We start from the raw sequence: 16250 nt of genomic DNA on the forward strand, positions 1-16250 counted from the left end.
GCTACGGCAGGACGATCTCGAAGTCGGGGTCGCCGGGCTGAAGCACGCTCAGCAGCGTCTCGAGCACGCCGAAGTCGCCGGTGACATCAATTCCGTCCTGTGACACGTCGCCGCCGGCGACGGCGAGCAGACGCGCCTTCGTGAGGGTGATGTGCAGCTGCGCGTCATCGACAGGCTCGCGCTCGGCGTAGACGAGGACGCCGTTGCGCAGTGTCACGCGGAAGCTGCGGCCAAGGTCGCTGAAGGTCACGTCAGTGGCCAGATCCAGATGCCACGCACGCGGGCCGTCTACCTGGATCGCGAACGCGTCGAACAGCTGCTCGGGACTGAGCTGCGCCACAATTGACGGCGCATCGGTCTTGGTGGGGGTGCCGAAGTTGCCCTCGGTGAGTTCGGTTGCGCCCGACAGGAAGAAGTTCCGCCACGTCCCGTTCTCCGAACCGTAGCCGAGCTGGGTGAGGGTGTCAGCGTAGAGTGCGCGCGCGCTGGCGTGGCTCGTATCCGTGAACACTGCGTGGCTGAGCAGCGTGGCCGCCCAGCGGTAGTCACCCGTGTCGTAGGCGGCTTGAGCGATCTCGACGACGCGGTCGATGCCGCCGATGGCCGACACGTAGCGGGTGGCCAGCTCGCTCGGAGTGTGCGCCCACAGGTTGGCAGGGTTGCCGTCGAACCAGCCCATGTACCGCTGGTAGATGGCCTTGACGTTGTGACTGACCGACCCGTAGTAGCCCCGGGCGTTCCACGCGTTCTCGATCGCAGGCGGCAGCTCGATCGCCTCGGCGATCTCGGTACCGGTCATGCCTCGGTTGAGCATGCGCAGCACCTGGTCGTGAAGGTATCCGTACAGATCGCGCTGCGTCGAGAGGAACGTGTGGATCTCGTCTGCTCCCCAGGTCGGCCAGTGATGCGAGGCGAAAACGACGTCGGTGCGGTCGCCGAAGGTGTGGATTGCTTCGGTCAGGTAGCGGGACCACACGTGAGGGTCGCGTACCAGCGCGCCGCGCAGCGTGAGCAGATTGTGCAGGTTGTGGGTCGCGTTCTCTGCCATGCACAGCGCGCGATACTTCGGGAAGTAGAAGTGCATCTCCGCCGGCGCTTCGGTGCCCGGCGCCATCTGGAACTCGATTTCGACGCCGTCGACCGTGTAGGTCTCACCGGTGGTGGAGATGTCCTTCGTGGGGACGATGATGCCGATCCACCCGGTCGACGTGGTCTGGCCGAGACCAGCGCCCACCTGACCCTTCGGGCCGCGGGCCAGCTTCGCGCCGTACATGTAGCCTGCGCGGCGACCCATGGCCGTTCCGGCATACACGTTCTCGGCGACCGAGTGCTCGACGAAGCCTTCGGGTGCGATGATCTCGACGGCCCCCGAGTCCACCTCTTCTTGCGAGGTGATGCCGAAGATGCCACCGAAGTGGTCGATGTGGCTGTGCGTAAAGATGACCGCCTTCACAGGCCGGTCGCCGCGGTGCTCGCGATACAGCTTCAGGGCGGCTGCCGCGGGCTCGGCCGAGATGAGCGGGTCGATGACGATGACGCCGTTGTCGGTCTCGATGAACGAGATGTTCGACAGGTCGAACCCGCGCACCTGGTAGACACCCTCGACGACCTCGTACAGACCGTGCTTGGCGGCCAGGGTCGACTGACGCCACAGGCTCGGGTTCACCGTGTCGGGGGCCTCGCCGGTCAGGAAGTTGTACGACTCGGCGTCCCAGACGACGTCGCCGTCGTCGTTGCGGATCACGAGGGGATCGATCGTGCCCAGAAATCCGCGGTCGGCGAGGGCGAAGTCGGCGTCGTCGTCGAACGGCAGGCTCTCGCGGAGTCCGCGGTTCGCGGCAACGATGGCGTCGGTGGGGTCAGAGAAGGTCATGTCACGCTCCAATCCCTTCGATCATGTCGCGGATTCTTCGGCGACGGAAGAGCGGTCACCGAGAGTTCATCGCTAGATCTTCGCGTCTTGGTGCGGGATCACCACCTGCTTGATGATGAGAAGAATGGATGCCGTCACCGGCACCGCAATGAGGGCACCGAGCAGTCCGAGCAGGGTGCCGCCGACCAGCGCGCCGATCACGACGAGCGACCCCGGTACCGCCACAGCCTTGTTCATCACTCGCGGCGTGAGCACGTATGCCTCGATTTGCATGTAGGTCAGGTAGGCCAGCGCGAAGATGAGCGCGGCGACCGGGTTGAGCAAGAGGGCGACGCACGAGCCGATGATCCAGAACAAGACCGGACCGACGAGCGGAATGATCGTGATGCAGAAGGCGACGACCGCCATCAACGCGGCGAACTGCAGACCCAGGATCAGGTACATGATGAGGGTGAAGGTGGCGTTGAAGAACGCGAGCATCACCATGCCCATCAGGTAGCCACCGATCGACTCGGTGATCTCTTCCGTGAGCGACGAGACCTTCGCGCGGCTGCGTGCCGGCGCCAGGCGGTACAGCCCCTGCTTCATCGCGTCGAGCGATGCCAAGAAATACAGGCTCAGCACGATGACGATGATGCCGCCCGAGATCGCGGTGCCGACACCGAAGACGACCTGCAGCACGCCGCCGCCGATGGTGGCGATGTTGCCGGGGTCGGAGAGGAATTTCAGCACCTCGTTGGTGAGCGATTCGATGGGGTCGCCGAAGGTCGACTCGAGCCACGTGTAGACGTTCGACTGTTGGAAGTTGGCGACGATCGAGGGGATGTCCTGGATGAACTGAGCGACCTGCGCGATCACCGTGGGGATGATCAGGAGCAGAACGGCGGTGAGGACGAGGGCAAAGGCGCCGTACACGATCACGATCGACCAGCCGCGGGCGACCTTGCGCCGCTCGAGCATTCGAACGGCGGGGTCAAGCCCGAGCGCGACGAACAGTGCGAACGCGATGTAGATGATGACCGTCGACAGATTGCCGATGGCAAGTCCCAACACGAGAGCCACCAGCCCACCGAGGGTCAGAGAGAATCCCACTCCGAACGGGTTGCTGAGCGCACGCCAGCGGGCGAAGCCGGTGGGCAGATCGGGGGAGGTGGCATCCGAACCCGCAGTCTCGGGTGCAGTCGCGGGAACGGCTGCGGTCGGAGTCGGCGGCGTCTGGGGGGCGTCGGTCATGTACTCACCTTAGTGACGTGACTCAGCTGATGCTCAGGTATCTTCATGATGCGGGGAGGAGCATCCATGAACGAAGACCCGAGCACCACGCTGAATCGCCTGCGCGGAAGCATCGACAACATCGACGCATCGTTGGTTTATCTTCTTGCCGAGCGATTCAAGGCGACCAAACAGGTCGGTGTGCTCAAGGCAGAGCACGGGATGCCGCCGTCAGACCCCGCCCGTGAAGAGCGCCAACTCGCGCGCCTGCGTGAACTGGCTGTCGACGCCGACCTCGATCCCGCGTTCGCCGAGAAGTGGTTCAACTTCGTCGTCGCCGAAGTCATTCGCCACCACACCGAGGCCGCCGACTCGAAGTGAGCAGGCGGCCTCGGTGAGTCTTCCCACGACGTCGCGAGCGGCGATCAGGGGAGCGTGCGGCGCAGCACCAGGTACGACAGTCCCGCCAGGACCGCGGCGAGGGCCAGACCCCACAGTGACAGCCCCACGGCGCCCTGGCCGGCAATCCACGCGCCCACTTGGGCCCATGCGTCGAGTCGACCGATCACGAAGAGCGCGAGCACGAGCAGCGCTCCGGTTCCGACGAGCAGGATGGTCAGTCCGATTCCACTGAAGCGTTTGTAGACGGTGGCCGACCAGAATCCGCTCACGAAGAAGAGCATCGCGGTGCAGAAGTAGACCACCACCGCGCCGAGCGCCCCTTCCGCCCAGATCCAGTCGAGGTGGAAGAACCACCCGTTCATCCCCCAACCACCGGTGGCGACCTCGATCAGGCCGCCGACGATGAAGACGGACGTGAGGATCGCTGAGGTGATGAGCGCGGTCAGAAGCGTCCCGAAGAAGAACTCTCGCCGCGTGATGCTCATCGCCTGCGAGAACGGGAAGGTGAGCGTCAGCGCTTGCACCCCGACCACCATGAAGTACCACAGGGGTGCTTGCGCTCCGCCGCCGTACTTCGGGCCCGCGCCGCCAGCCGCGTCGATGATCGCGTAGATGGCGAGGCTGAGGGCGAACGCGCCCGCCAGGATGATCAGCGGCACCCAGAGATAGGTCTGCTTGTTGATGAACTGCATGCGCAGCACATTGACGGTGCGATTCATCGGGCTTCCTCCTCGTTGCGGGGTGCATCCTCGCCTGCGCCGGAACGCTGGGTGAGACGCACGATGAGCTGTTGCAATGACACAGGTGCGACGTCGAGCCCGTCGCGGGACAGGCGGTCGCGGTCGGCGTCGCTGAGAGCGCCGAGCACGGTGACGGATGCCACGCGGCCGAGCGACTCGCGATGGATCACCTCGCGCCCCTGGACGAATGCGTCCACGGCGGTCGAATCGCCGACGATGGTCGTCGCGCGGTCGCGCGTAGCATCCGTCGATTCATCCATGATGATGCGGCCGTCGTCGATGACCAGCACGCGCTCGATCAGGTGCGACACCTCATCGATCAGGTGGCTCGACAGGATGACCGTGCGCGGGTGCTCGGCGTAGTCCTCGAGCAGCCGGTCGTAGAAGATCTGGCGAGCCACAGCGTCGAGGCCGAGATACGGCTCGTCGAAGAACGTGATCTCGGCACGAGAGGCCAACCCGATGATGACGCCCACGGCAGAAAGCTGCCCACGCGAGAGCTTCTTGATGCGCGTCTTCATGGGGAGGCGGAACTCTGTGATCAGACGCTGTGCGAGCTCTTCGTTCCAGTTCGGGAAGAACAGCGATGCCATGCGGAACGCGTGCGAGGGCAGCGCGTCGTCGGGGTAGCGCTGGCTTTCGCGCACGAAGCACATGCGCGAGAGCACGTGGGCGTTCTCGTACGGGGCTTCGCCGAAAATCCGGACGGTGCCGGAGGTCGCGAAGTTCTGCGCGGTGAGGATCGACATCACGGTGGTCTTGCCGGCACCGTTTCGGCCCAGCAGGCCGTAGATGGTGTTCTCTTCGATGGCGAACGAGACGTCATCAACGGCGGTCGTGGTGCGATAGCGCTTGGTGAGGTGGCTCACCTCGATCACGGCGGTCATGGGGTGTTCCCTTCGGTAGGTGTGTCAGCGGCGCGAGCGCGGATCAGGTCCGCGAGCTCGTCGCCTGAGAGCGAGAGTCGCCGCGCCTCGGCGAGGAGCGGGTCGATGTAACCGGTGGCGAAGCGTGCGCGGCGCTCGCCGAGAAGCAGGTCGTACGCGTCGGGGGCGACGAACATGCCGATGCCGCGCCGCTTGTACAGCACACCCTTGTCGACGAGGAGTGCGATGCCCTTGGCGGCGGTGGCGGGGTTGATGCGATAGAACGCGGCGAGTTCGTTCGTCGATGGCGCGCGTGACTCGGGAGCCAGCGATCCGTCGATGATCGAGTCCTCGACGCTTTCTGCAATCTGCAGGAACAGAGCACGGCCTTCGTCCATCGAGACCTCCCTTGTTCGTTGGTTACTTACTTGACTAACTAACCATGCAACATAGATCGCCTTCGTGTCAAGCCCCGTCTCTGATCACGCGAAGATAACGATTCGAACCCAAGGCGCGTTCGGTTTTACATCGAGAAGTGTCATCGTTAGGCTTCTCACGGCCATCTGTGGCCACTGACGACCAGTCCGCGGTCGTCGCGCGACAGTGATCCTGGGGATTCCGGCGCGATGAGCGTATGGTCGGCGGACTAGGTGACGCACCCGAAGTGCGCACCGGATGTGCTGCTGTGTCGCGTGTGTGCGATGCCGGGCAGCGCCGATGTTCCGTCACCCGGGCGCAACCAGAGTCGGGCAGCATTCCTGCGCCCACCGAGGTACAGCACGTGACCGTCGAACCCGCCCTTGAGGCGCGCAATCTTTACAAGGTCTTCGGGAAGAACCCGAAGGACGCCGTCAAGCGGCTGCGCGCAGGCGCAACCCGCACCGACGTCGCCGACAGCGGTACCGCCGCCGTCATCGACGCGTCCTTCACGGTACAGCCCGGCGAGATCTTCGTCATCATGGGTCTGTCCGGTTCGGGCAAGTCCACCATCATTCGCATGCTCAACGGCCTGCTCGAGCCCACCGACGGCGATGTCCTCGTCCAGGGACGCAGCGTCGGCAAGGCGTCGCCCAAGGAGCTGCGCGATATCCGTCGCTCGTCGATCTCGATGGTGTTCCAGCACTTCGCCCTGCTGCCGCACCGCACCGTGCTCGACAATGCCGCTTACGCGCTCGAGATCCAGGGTGTGGGCCGCGACGAGCGTCGCCGCCGCGCACAGGAGATCCTAGAGAAGGTCGGCCTGGGCGACCGCGCCAACGCCATGCCCGACGAGCTCTCGGGCGGTATGCGTCAGCGCGTGGGTCTCGCGCGCGCCCTCACGGCCGGCACCGACATCATGCTCATGGACGAGGCGTTCTCGGCCCTCGACCCGCTGATCCGCCGTGAGATGCAGGAGCAGCTGATCGAACTGCAGCAAGAGCTCGGTCGCACCATCATCTTCATCACCCACGACCTCAACGAGGCCATGTTCCTCGGCGACCGCATCGCGGTCATGCGCGACGGCCGCATTGTGCAGAACGGCACGCCCGAAGAGATCCTCACTGACCCCGCCAACGACTACGTGGCGCAGTTCGTGCAGGACGTCGACCGTGCTCGGGTCCTCACGGCCGGCTCGGTCATGGCGCCGCCCGTCGCGACCACCCCCGTCAGCGCCGGTGTTCGCGGTGCGCTCCGCGTCATGCGCGACCTGCAGGTCGGCTCGGTCGCGGTGCTCGAGAACCGCCGTTACATCGGTTCGGTGACCGACCGCGCCGTCGTTCGTGCGGTGAAGTCGGGCTCGACCGACCTTAAGGCGCTCGTCAGCAACGCGCAACCCGTTGTGAAGGCCGACGAGCCCCTCACCGAGGTGGTGGAGCGCTCAGTCGAGAGTCCGATCCCGATCGCCGTCGTCGACGACGAAAACCGTCTGCTCGGCACGATCCCGCGTGTGACGCTCCTCGCCGCGCTCGGCAACGTCGACCCGCAGACCACCGAGATTCCCATCATCGAGGTGCCCGTCTCGGTGCCCGCGGCTGAGTTCGCTCAAACCCTCGCCGCCGTCGGCGAGCCCGTTGCCGCCTCGGCGAACGGTACAGCACCCTCGGGCGGCGCCTCGCCGGCGGCATCCGCGACGGAAGGAGGCGTGTGATGGAGAACCTGCGTCTTCCTCTCGGCGAGTGGGTCGAGGCATTCGTCGACTTCATCGGGGACGTGTTTGGCTGGCTGTTCGACGCCATCGCGACGGTGCTCGGCGTCATCTACGACGGCCTCGACTGGCTGCTCGTCACCCCGCCGTTCTGGGCGATCATCATCGTCTTCGCGGCCCTCGCGTTCTGGGTGAAGGGCTGGAAGCTGGCCGTCGGCACCGCGGTCGGCCTCTTCTTCATCGTCCTCGTCGACCAGTGGGAAGCGGCGATGGATTCCCTCGCACTCGTGCTCGTCGCCGCGGCGATCGCCACCGCGATCAGCATCCCGCTCGGAATTTGGGCCGCGCGCAACGACCACGTCTCGCGCGTTATCCGCCCGCTGCTCGACTTCCTGCAGACGATCCCCGCGTTCGTGTACCTGATCCCCGCGATCGTGTTCTTCGGCGTCGGAGCGGTGCCGGGAATGATCGCCACGATCCTGTTCGCGCTCGCCCCCGGTGTGCGCCTGACCGAGCTCGGCATCCGCGGCGTCGACAAAGAGGTGGTCGAGGCAGGCCACGCGTTCGGCGCGACCCCGGGCCGCATCCTGCGCCAGATTCAGCTGCCGCTCGCCCTGCCGAGCATCATGGCCGGTGTCAACCAGATCATCATGCTCAGCCTGTCGATGGTCGTCATCGCGGGCATGGTCGGGGCCGGTGGCCTCGGTGGCGAGATCGTCCGCGCGCTCGGCCGCATCAACATCGGCCTGGCGTTCGAGGCGGGTATCTCGGTGGTGTTCATCGCCATGATCCTCGACCGCATCACGTCGGCGTTCGCCAGCCCCGACCGCACGCGGCGTCGTGTGGTGAAGGTGACGACGTCGACGGATGAGAAGTCGGATACCGCGAAGGCGAACGAGACCGAGCGCATCATCGCTTCGCCGCGTCGCGCTCCGATGACCTGATTTTGGGTGTCGGATGCCGCGTCGCAGCATCCAACACCTCACAAACCAGGCGGGTGCATCTGCCCGCCGGCGGCGCCGCGAGATGCGTGGCGTCGTGACCAAGACCGATCCGCGGACAGCAACGCGGATGGAGAGGAAGTCAACATGATGACCAAGAAGAAGCACCTGGCCTCGGGCCTCGCGCTCATCGGCGCCTCGGCGCTCGTGCTCACCGGTTGCGCCGGTTCGGACTCGAACGACGCGGGTTCGGACTCGGGTTCGTCCGAGGGCGGCGCTGACCGCGCCATCGAGCTGGCCGTGTTCAACGGCTGGGACGAGGGCATCGCCGCGTCGTACCTGTGGGAGGCCATCCTCGCCGACAAGGGCTACGACGTCGAGCTGACGTACGCCGATGTGGCGCCCGTCTACGCCGGCCTCGCGGGCGGCGACTTCGACCTCGTGCTCGACACGTGGCTGCCGATCACCCACGCCGACTACATGGAGCAGTACGGCGACGACCTCGACGACCTCGGCGCCTGGAACGAAGAGGCTGCCCTCACCATCGCGGTGAACGAGGACGCCCCGATCGACTCGCTGGACGAGCTGGCTGACAACGCCGACCTGTTCAACAACGAGATCGTCGGCATCGAGCCCGGCTCGGGCCTCATGCGCATCACGGGCGAAGAGGTTGTTCCCGGCTACGGTCTGGACGACATGACGCTCATCGAGTCGTCGACCCCGGCGATGCTCGCCGAGCTGCAGTCGGCCACCGACGCGGGCGAGAACATCATCGTCACGCTGTGGCGTCCGCACTGGGCGTACAACGCGTTCCCGACCAAGGACCTCGAAGACCCGCAGGGCCTTCTCGGCGACGCCGAGGGCATCCACTCGGTTGCCTCGTCGACGTTCGGCGACGACTTCCCCGAGGTTCACGAGTGGATCTCGAACTTCGAGATGCCCAGCGACCTGCTGTACTCGCTCGAAGACGCGATGTTCAACCAGTACGACGGTGACGAGTACGGTCCCATCGTTGAGCAGTGGATCGCCGACAACCAGGAGTACGTCGACGGCCTCACCAGCTGATGAGCGGCACTTCTGCGGGGCGGGCACCTTCGGGTGCCCGCCCTTCGTGCGTCGTGGGTTGGATAGCATCGGGGCGTGCGGGTCGTGGTCGAATCTCTCCTCGCCGAGCAGGCGGCGCTTCTGCGGCGCGGTGAGGTGCGGGCCCTCGCCGCGCGATACAGCGCCGATGCGCAGATCGTCCATTCCGGTGGTGTCGCTGCCGGCCGTGACGAGATCGAGGCGGTGTTCGCCGCGCAGTTCGCCGAGGGAGTCGTCCTTGAGTCGCTGAACGAGGTCGGTCGCGGCGACGACTGCGTCAACTACCGCGCCGTTCTGACCGTAGGCGGGGCGCGCATCGCCGTCGCCGGCACCTTCGTCCTGCGCGATGGTGAGATCTGGCGACACACGACGATCGTGACCACGGACTCGTGAGGTGTCTTGAGGCTCAGTACAGGGGCAGCACGATCGGCACGAGAACGACGCTGACGACGAGCACGACGAGTGTGAACGGCACACCGACCTTGACGAAGTCGCCGAAGCGGTAGCGGCCCGGCTCGACCACGAGGGTGTTCACCGGCGACGAGACCGGTGTCATGAAGGCGCAGGATGCCGCGAGCGCGATGATCATCGCGAACGGCAGCGCAGATGCACCGAGCTCGGTGGCGGCGGTGATCGCGATGGGGGCCATGAGCACCGCGGCGATGAGCATCACGTTCGGATCGGCGAACCCCGCCAAGGTCTCGGGCACGGTGAGGATGCCGGTGAGCGGAAGTGCCACGATCATCACGACCGCGACCACGTCCATGCGCGGCCTGCCGACCGCGAACATGGCGATGCTCGCCACGAGCAGCACCACGACCACCGCCAGGTCCATGTTCACCGCACCCAGTATGCCGACCGGCTCCGGAGGAGAAGTCGCTCAGCGCCGCCGCTGCGACGGTGAGCTGCGGTCCGGGCCGTCGCCGTTCGAGCGCTTGGGCACCGGCCAGGGCGCGGGCTGCGGTTTGGGCTTCGCCGACGGGGGCTCGGCCGCGGGACTCGAGGGTGCAGCAGCGGGCTTCGCCGGCGCGGGCTTCGTCGGCGCGGCGGTCGCGGCATCCGCACCCCCCTTCGCGTCGGCGGGCAGCTCGAGCATCACCTTCTTCTCGAGCACCTCAATCGCGTCGTCAGAGAGCAGCAGCAGGCCGTCGAGCTCCTCTCGCACGCGCCGGTAGGCGACCTGACGCTCTGCAGGCGTCGCCGCCTGGTCGATCGCCACGGTGAGCAGCTGTTTGGCGGTCGAGAGACGCTTGCGCTCGACCTCGCTGAAGGAGGAGTCCCGGATGCGACGGGCCTCGCGCTCCGCGACGTCGAAAGATACCTCGTAGTCGGCCACCGCATTGCGATATTCGGTCACCTGGTCGCGCGTCACCTTGGCCTTCGCCGAAGCGGGCCGCACGCCGTCTGCGATGCGCTTCGCGCGGAGGAAGGCGGCAGTGAGCGGCTGGCGTCCGTCGCTCATGGCCGGGAAGGCGATCATCTTCGCGACATCGAGTTCGTAGTCGAGCCAGCGCGCCGTCACCGCGTCGTGCAGCGCGAACAGACGCTCGAGCTGCTCGGCGTGCGTGCCCCCGGTCTCGGTGGACGCCTCCGTCGAATCGCTCGCGGATGACTCGGATGCCGCACCCGCACGCCCCGCAGCCCCAGCCTCCGCAGCTCCCGGCGTCGTCGCCGTCGGGCCAGTCATCGGGGGCAGCGCCGCCGCCGGTGCGCCCTTGCCGCGTGCGGCGGCCTGAGCCGCCTTCAGCTCGGCTTTGGCGTGGAGCACCTCCAGCCGACGCTTGTGGCGCCGGCGTGCGCTGCGCTCCCACGCGCCACCGACCGAGGCCAGCACCCCGAACAAGGGAAAGGCCAGCCACCAGTAGCTACCCAGAAAGGTGAAGAACGGCTCCACCCTGACATGCTATCCGGCGGCATCCCCGCGCGGAGTGCCGGTGCCGGACGGTGGGTTTTGCGACCTGTCGCCACTCCGGCCGGCAGGCTTGCGCTGGGGTGCCATGTCGCGTACTTCGCCGACGACCCGTGCGGCGTGTTCGATGGCGTCGGCTGCGCGGGGGATCCAGTCGGCGATCGGCGTCATCGACGACCAACCCAATCCGCTGTAGCGCTCGCGAACTTCGCCGCGCGCGTCGGCTTCGGCCGTCTCAAACGCCACTTCGGCGTCGCGCACGGCGTTGCGGTAGGCGAGGTAGACCTCGGGTGTCACGTCCCCTTGGCTCGCGCGCCCACGCAGCTCCTGTGCGCCGCGCTGCGCGCGGAGGAACGCGAGGGTGGCCGGATGCTGGGCGTCGAGCATTTGCGGATACGACAGGGCAGTCGCGGCATCCGTCTCGTACACCATCCACCGGGCGGTCAGTGCGTCATGCCGTGCGATCAGTTCGTCGATCGGCATCACCGCATCTCGCGCCATCGTGTGATAGCGGATGCTGCTCGCTTTCACGTGACCGCGTGCTGCGCGCAAGGCCAGCGACGCCGAGCGATGCATGTCACGCGCATTATTCAGCGCGCGGCGCGCTTGGGCGAACGCGGGCGAGGTGGCACCGTACTGCGCCTTGGCGGCCAGCACCTCAGCCTTAGCGGACTTCACCTGGAGGCTGGACTGCGCCAGCTCGCGCCGCGCGAGGCCCTCTTCGTGGCGTGCGGCATCCAGTTCGAGGCGTCGTGCACGCCGCTTCTTCGTGGTCAACATGCCGTACGCGCCCGCTCCCGCCCCGGCGGCGACGGGCACAACCCACCACCAGGCTTCGGCGGCCAGCAAGAACGGATCCACATCGCCATGCTAGCCGCGCCCACCCTCACACGGTCCGGTTCGAAGCGGACTACCAGTCGTACGCGTCAGCCGAACAGCAGCGCGAACACCGTCGCGCCGCCGCCGACAAGGATGAGCGAGACGATCGCCACCCAGGCGACCACCTTCACGCGGCGCTGGCGCGCATCGTTGAAACCGGCGTACTCGTCTTCGGCAGAGTTGGTCATGATCGGCCTCTCAGACAGCGGGTTCGCGAACGATCTCGCCGAAGGCGGCGGGAAGAGTCTCGGTCGACAAGTCGCGCAGTTCGGTCAGCGGCACGGTGAACAGGCCCTGCACTTCGAGCGCCGGGGCGTCGCCGTCGGCGGCGGCATCGGTCACGCCGATGCGCAGCACCGGATAGCCACGGCCCTCGCACAGCCCGCGGAACTTCACGTCGTCCTCGCGCGGAACGGTGACGATCACACGACCGGTGGACTCGGAGAACAGGGCGGTGGCGGCATCCACCCCATCGCGATCGATGATCTCGTCGAGCCACACGCGCGCGCCGACACCGAAACGCATGACCGACTCGGCCAGCGCCTGGGCGAGTCCGCCCGAGGACAGGTCGTGTGCGGACGAAATGAGCGACTGGAGTGATCCGGCGTGGATCAGCTCGGCGAGCTTGCGCTCCTGCGCGAGGTCGACGGCCGGCGGGCGTCCGCCGAGGTGGTCGTGGATCGTGCCGGCCCACTGCGACCCCGACAGCTCGTTCGCTGTCACGCCGAGCAGGTAGATGTTCTCGCCGGCGTCCTGCCACCCACTCGGGATGCGGCGCGCGACGTCATCGATGATGCCGAGCACACCCACGACGGGGGTGGGGAAGATCGGCTGGTCACCGGTCTGGTTGTAGAACGACACGTTTCCGCCGGTCACCGGAATGCCGAGCTCGAGGCATCCGTCGCTCAAACCGTCCACGGCCTGCGAGAACTGCCACATCACCTCGGGGTTCTCGGGGCTGCCGAAGTTGAGGCAGTCGGTCACGGCCGTCGGGATCGCGCCCGTGACGGCCACGTTCCGGTACGCCTCGGCGAGGGCGAGCTTTGCGCCCTGGTACGGGTCGAGCTGGCAGAAGCGCCCGTTGCAGTCGGTCGCGATCGCAAAGCCCAGGCCCGACTCCTCGTCGACGCGGATCATGCCGGCGTCGTCGGGGAAGCTCAGGGCCGTGTTGCCCATGACGTAGTAGTCGTACTGGTTGGTCACCCACGAGGTGTCAGCGAGGTTCGGGCTCGCAACGAGCTTCGTGAACTGCGCACGCAGGGTGTCGGCGTCGGTGGCGCGCTCGAGGGCGGCGGCCGAGTCGAGCTGTAGGGCGTCGATCCAGGTGGGGTAGGCCACCGGGCGCTCGTACACCGGGCCGTCGACGGCGACGGTCGAGGGATCGACGTCGACGATCTGCTCGCCGTGCCAGAAGATCTCGAGGCGTCCGTCGCCGGTGACCTCGCCCAGGACGCTCGTCTCGACGTCCCATTTGTCGACGACCGCGAGGAACGCGTCGAGCTTCTCGGGCGCCACGATCGCCATCATGCGCTCCTGGCTCTCGCTCATGAGAATCTCTTCGGGCGTGAGCGACGGGTCGCGCAGCAGCACGTTCTCGAGGTCAACGCGCATGCCCGATCCGCCGTTGGCGGCCAGCTCGCTCGTCGCGCACGAGATACCGGCGGCACCCAGGTCTTGGATGGCTTCGACCAGGTCGCCCTGGTACAGCTCAAGGCAGCACTCGATGAGCACCTTCTCGGCGAACGGGTCGCCGACCTGCACGGCGGGGCGCTTGGTCGGGCCGCCGTCGGCGAAGGTGTCGGAGGCGAGGATGGATGCTCCGCCGATGCCGTCTCCGCCGGTGCGGGCGCCGAACAGCACAACCTTGTTGCCGGCGCCGGTGGCGTTGGCGAGCTTGATGTCTTCGTGGCGCATGACGCCGACGGCCAGGGCGTTGACGAGCGGGTTGCCCTGGTAGACCGCGTCGAACACGGTCTCGCCGCCGATGTTCGGCAGGCCGAGGCAGTTGCCGTAGAACGAGATGCCGCTGACCACACCGTGCACGACGCGCGCCGTGTCGGGGTTGTCGATCGCGCCGAAGCGCAGCTGGTCCATCACGGCGACCGGGCGGGCGCCCATGGAGATGATGTCGCGGACGATGCCGCCGACACCCGTGGCCGCACCCTGGAAGGGCTCGATGTAGCTCGGGTGGTTGTGCGACTCGACCTTGAAGGTGACCGCCCACCCCTCGCCGATGTCGACGACGCCGGCGTTCTGGCCCATGCCGACCATGAGGCGCTCGCGCATCTCGTCCGAGACTTTGTCGCCGAAGCGGCGCAGGTAGATCTTGCTCGACTTGTACGAGCAGTGCTCCGACCACATGACCGAGTACATCGCCAGCTCACCCGACGTGGGGCGGCGGCCCAGGATGGTCTTGATCTGCTCGTACTCGTCCGCTTTGAGACCGAGAGCGCCGTACGGCTGCTCTTTCTCGGGCGTCGTGATGGCGTTCTCGACCGTGTCGGCGACGGGGCGCGCAGCAGCGGTCGTGTCAGAAGAAGTGGTCATGCGGCTGAGCTCCAGATTTCGCGGGCGCCGGACGGGTCAAGTCTAGTTGCCGGGGTGATCGTGGATGACATCGATCGCGAGACCGGCGGATGCCGCCTGCAGGCGCCGATCGTTCGTCCACATCGAGTGGCACTCACGCAGGCGCGCGGCGGTGATGTGGAGTGCGTCCGGCGTCTTGAGCCCCGGCACCTTCGCGCGCAGTTCGGCCGCATGGACGAACGTCGCGACGTCGAGGTCGATCATGGTCATCGCCGAGAAGAGGCGGGTGAACGCTTCGATGCGCGCCTGGTCGGCGGAGCGCAACGGGCTGACGAGCACTTCGTGTACAACGAGGGGTGAAATGGCGAAGCCGCCATCCCCGTGCGCCTGGATGCGCTCGCGACAGGCGGCTCCTCGCGGCCCGTCGTCTTCGACGGCGTAGATCAGGATGCAGGAATCGAGATAGATCACTCCCAGTCCTCGCGGGACCGGAGGATGTCTTCGTCGATCTCCTCCGTTGAGCGCCGAGACTCGGGTGGGAGCGGATGGGCGTTCAGCCAGGCCACGATCTCGTCTCCGGTCCACTTCGTCGGCGACTCTTCACCGATCGGGACGATCTTGGCCACCGGCGCACCCCGACGCATGATCGTCACCTCGGCCCCTGACTCGACCGACGAGATGATGCGCGAGAGGTTGTTGCGCGCCTCGAGGATGTTGTAGGCCGTCATGAGGTCGATCGTACGCCCAACCTAGCCAGGTCGCTAGCCAGCAGTATGATCGGCGCGTGGACTTCTCCTTCGCCTTCACGCCTGATCTGATTCCGGTCTTCATCACGTTGTTCGTGCTCGAGATCGTGCTCGGTGTCGACAACGTGATCTTCATCTCGATCCTCGCCTCGAAGCTCCCGAAGGAGCAACAGGCGAAGGCGCGCAACCTGGGTCTCACGCTCGCGATGCTGATGCGCGTGATCTTGGTGCTGTTCGCCGGGTGGATCATCACGCTGAAGGAAGACGTGTTCTTCATCGGCGAGATGGGCTTCTCGTGGAAGGACCTGATCCTGATCGCGGGCGGTCTGTTCCTTGTGTACAAGGCCGTCACCGAGATTCACCACAAGCTCGAGGGCCATGAAGAGGAGCACGCGGCGAGCGGGCGCGCCACGGTGACTTTCGGCTCGGTGCTCGCGCAGATCCTGCTGCTCGACCTCGTCTTCTCGCTCGACTCGGTGATTACTGCCGTGGGAATGACGGAGAACCTGGTGATCATCATCACCGTGGTCGTGCTGTCGTTCGGCATCATGCTCTTCGCCTCGCGCTTCATCTTCACGTTCGTGAATAACCACCCCACGGTGAAGATGCTCGCGCTGTCGTTCCTGCTGCTTATCGGTGTGTTCCTTGTCGCTGAGGGCTTCGAAGTGAAGATCGACAAGGCGTTCATCTACGGCCCGATGGCGTTCGCGATCCTCGTCGAGGCGCTCAACCTCACCTCCGCGGCTCGCAAGGCGAAGCGCGAGAAGGCGCGCCAGACGGCGGTGCAGCTGCGCCCGCAGTACCCCGATGTCGACGAGTCGGTCGCCGTGTCTGCGGCACTGTCGGCCGACGCCGAGTCGGGGTCTGTCGGCCTGTCGCGCAAGCCCGTCGCGGGCACGTCCGAGGCTGAGGGCCCGGGCCGAACCGGGCTGGGCTGACGCGCCGGGG

The 16250-nt window shown here is 66.4% G+C and carries 18 protein-coding genes; 6 read left to right on the top strand and 12 right to left on the bottom strand.

The features are described from left to right. Nucleotide 1 precedes the first annotated feature (1 nt). Together ON062_RS00035 and ON062_RS00040 are read right to left on the bottom strand one after the other, a co-directional pair. On the bottom strand, nt 2–1873 hold the full coding sequence (locus ON062_RS00035; protein WP_274645091.1) for an alkyl/aryl-sulfatase: 1872 nt from the start codon (nt 1871–1873) through the stop codon (nt 2–4). A gap of 72 nt (nt 1874–1945) precedes the next feature. Further along, nucleotides 1946–3106 carry an AI-2E family transporter gene (locus ON062_RS00040; RefSeq protein ID WP_274645092.1) on the bottom strand — a complete coding sequence of 387 codons (1161 nt, stop codon included), beginning with the start codon at nt 3104–3106 and terminating at the stop codon, nt 1946–1948. 66 nt (nt 3107–3172) lie between these two features. On the opposite strand from ON062_RS00040, the gene ON062_RS00045 reads away from it, so the two are divergent. Further along, entirely contained in the window at nt 3173–3466 is a 294-nt protein-coding gene (locus ON062_RS00045) for a chorismate mutase (RefSeq protein WP_274645093.1), read from the top strand. A gap of 44 nt (nt 3467–3510) precedes the next feature. Here ON062_RS00045 and ON062_RS00050 read toward each other — a convergent pair whose 3' ends face one another. From ON062_RS00050 to ON062_RS00060, 3 genes are read right to left on the bottom strand one after another with little or no spacing between them, the layout of a single operon-like run. Then, nucleotides 3511–4206 carry a hypothetical protein gene (locus ON062_RS00050; protein WP_274645094.1) on the bottom strand — a complete coding sequence of 232 codons (696 nt, stop codon included), beginning with the start codon at nt 4204–4206 and terminating at the stop codon, nt 3511–3513. Beyond that, entirely contained in the window at nt 4203–5114 is a 912-nt protein-coding gene (locus tag ON062_RS00055; RefSeq protein ID WP_274645095.1) for an ABC transporter ATP-binding protein, read from the bottom strand. The genes ON062_RS00050 and ON062_RS00055 overlap by 4 nt, the downstream gene beginning before the upstream one ends. Then, nucleotides 5111–5491 carry a GntR family transcriptional regulator gene (locus ON062_RS00060; RefSeq protein WP_274645096.1) on the bottom strand — a complete coding sequence of 127 codons (381 nt, stop codon included), beginning with the start codon at nt 5489–5491 and terminating at the stop codon, nt 5111–5113. The genes ON062_RS00055 and ON062_RS00060 overlap by 4 nt, the downstream gene beginning before the upstream one ends. Before the next feature lie 383 nt (nt 5492–5874). Between ON062_RS00060 and ON062_RS00065 the strand changes: the two genes are divergently transcribed. The 4 genes from ON062_RS00065 to ON062_RS00080 all read left to right on the top strand — a co-directional run bounded on the left by ON062_RS00065 (nt 5875) and on the right by ON062_RS00080 (nt 9635). Beyond that, nucleotides 5875–7221, top strand: a complete 1347-nt coding sequence (locus ON062_RS00065; RefSeq protein WP_274645097.1) for a glycine betaine/L-proline ABC transporter ATP-binding protein — start codon at nt 5875–5877, stop codon at nt 7219–7221. Then, a complete protein-coding gene (locus ON062_RS00070) occupies nt 7221–8162 on the top strand; it encodes a proline/glycine betaine ABC transporter permease (RefSeq protein WP_274645098.1) in 942 nt (313 codons plus the stop codon). Before ON062_RS00065 ends, ON062_RS00070 begins: the two co-directional genes overlap by 1 nt. Nucleotides 8163–8306: 144 nt before the next feature. Then, nucleotides 8307–9224 carry a glycine betaine ABC transporter substrate-binding protein gene (locus ON062_RS00075; RefSeq protein ID WP_274645099.1) on the top strand — a complete coding sequence of 306 codons (918 nt, stop codon included), beginning with the start codon at nt 8307–8309 and terminating at the stop codon, nt 9222–9224. Nucleotides 9225–9299: 75 nt separating this feature from the next. Beyond that, entirely contained in the window at nt 9300–9635 is a 336-nt protein-coding gene (locus ON062_RS00080) for a nuclear transport factor 2 family protein (RefSeq protein ID WP_274645100.1), read from the top strand. Nucleotides 9636–9648: 13 nt separating this feature from the next. Here ON062_RS00080 and ON062_RS00085 read toward each other — a convergent pair whose 3' ends face one another. The 7 genes from ON062_RS00085 to ON062_RS00115 form a co-directional block, all read right to left on the bottom strand. Continuing rightward, on the bottom strand, nt 9649–10077 hold the full coding sequence (locus ON062_RS00085; RefSeq protein ID WP_274645450.1) for an SLC13 family permease: 429 nt from the start codon (nt 10075–10077) through the stop codon (nt 9649–9651). Between the two features lie 45 nt (nt 10078–10122). Further along, a complete protein-coding gene (locus ON062_RS00090) occupies nt 10123–11136 on the bottom strand; it encodes a hypothetical protein (RefSeq protein ID WP_274645101.1) in 1014 nt (337 codons plus the stop codon). A gap of 9 nt (nt 11137–11145) precedes the next feature. After that, a complete protein-coding gene (locus tag ON062_RS00095) occupies nt 11146–12012 on the bottom strand; it encodes a hypothetical protein (protein ID WP_274645102.1) in 867 nt (288 codons plus the stop codon). 65 nt (nt 12013–12077) lie between these two features. After that, nucleotides 12078–12218 carry a hypothetical protein gene (locus ON062_RS00100; RefSeq protein ID WP_274645103.1) on the bottom strand — a complete coding sequence of 47 codons (141 nt, stop codon included), beginning with the start codon at nt 12216–12218 and terminating at the stop codon, nt 12078–12080. A 10-nt stretch (nt 12219–12228) separates the two neighbouring features. Continuing rightward, entirely contained in the window at nt 12229–14577 is a 2349-nt protein-coding gene (purL, locus tag ON062_RS00105; protein WP_274645104.1) for a phosphoribosylformylglycinamidine synthase subunit PurL, read from the bottom strand. Nucleotides 14578–14619: 42 nt separating this feature from the next. After that, nucleotides 14620–15027, bottom strand: coding sequence for a PIN domain-containing protein (locus ON062_RS00110; RefSeq protein WP_274645105.1), 408 nt, complete (start codon nt 15025–15027; stop codon nt 14620–14622). Beyond that, nucleotides 15024–15284: a type II toxin-antitoxin system Phd/YefM family antitoxin gene (locus ON062_RS00115; protein WP_274645106.1), complete on the bottom strand. Its 261-nt coding sequence runs from the start codon at nt 15282–15284 to the stop codon at nt 15024–15026. The genes ON062_RS00110 and ON062_RS00115 overlap by 4 nt, the downstream gene beginning before the upstream one ends. Before the next feature lie 56 nt (nt 15285–15340). Here ON062_RS00115 and ON062_RS00120 point away from each other — a divergent pair, with 56 nt between their 5' ends. Then, nucleotides 15341–16240: a TerC family protein gene (locus tag ON062_RS00120; RefSeq protein WP_274645107.1), complete on the top strand. Its 900-nt coding sequence runs from the start codon at nt 15341–15343 to the stop codon at nt 16238–16240. The last annotated feature ends 10 nt before the right edge of the window (nt 16241–16250 follow it).

Source organism: Microbacterium sp. C7(2022) (assembly GCF_028823665.1).
In the GTDB taxonomy this organism is placed as follows: Bacteria; Actinomycetota; Actinomycetes; order Actinomycetales; family Microbacteriaceae; genus Microbacterium.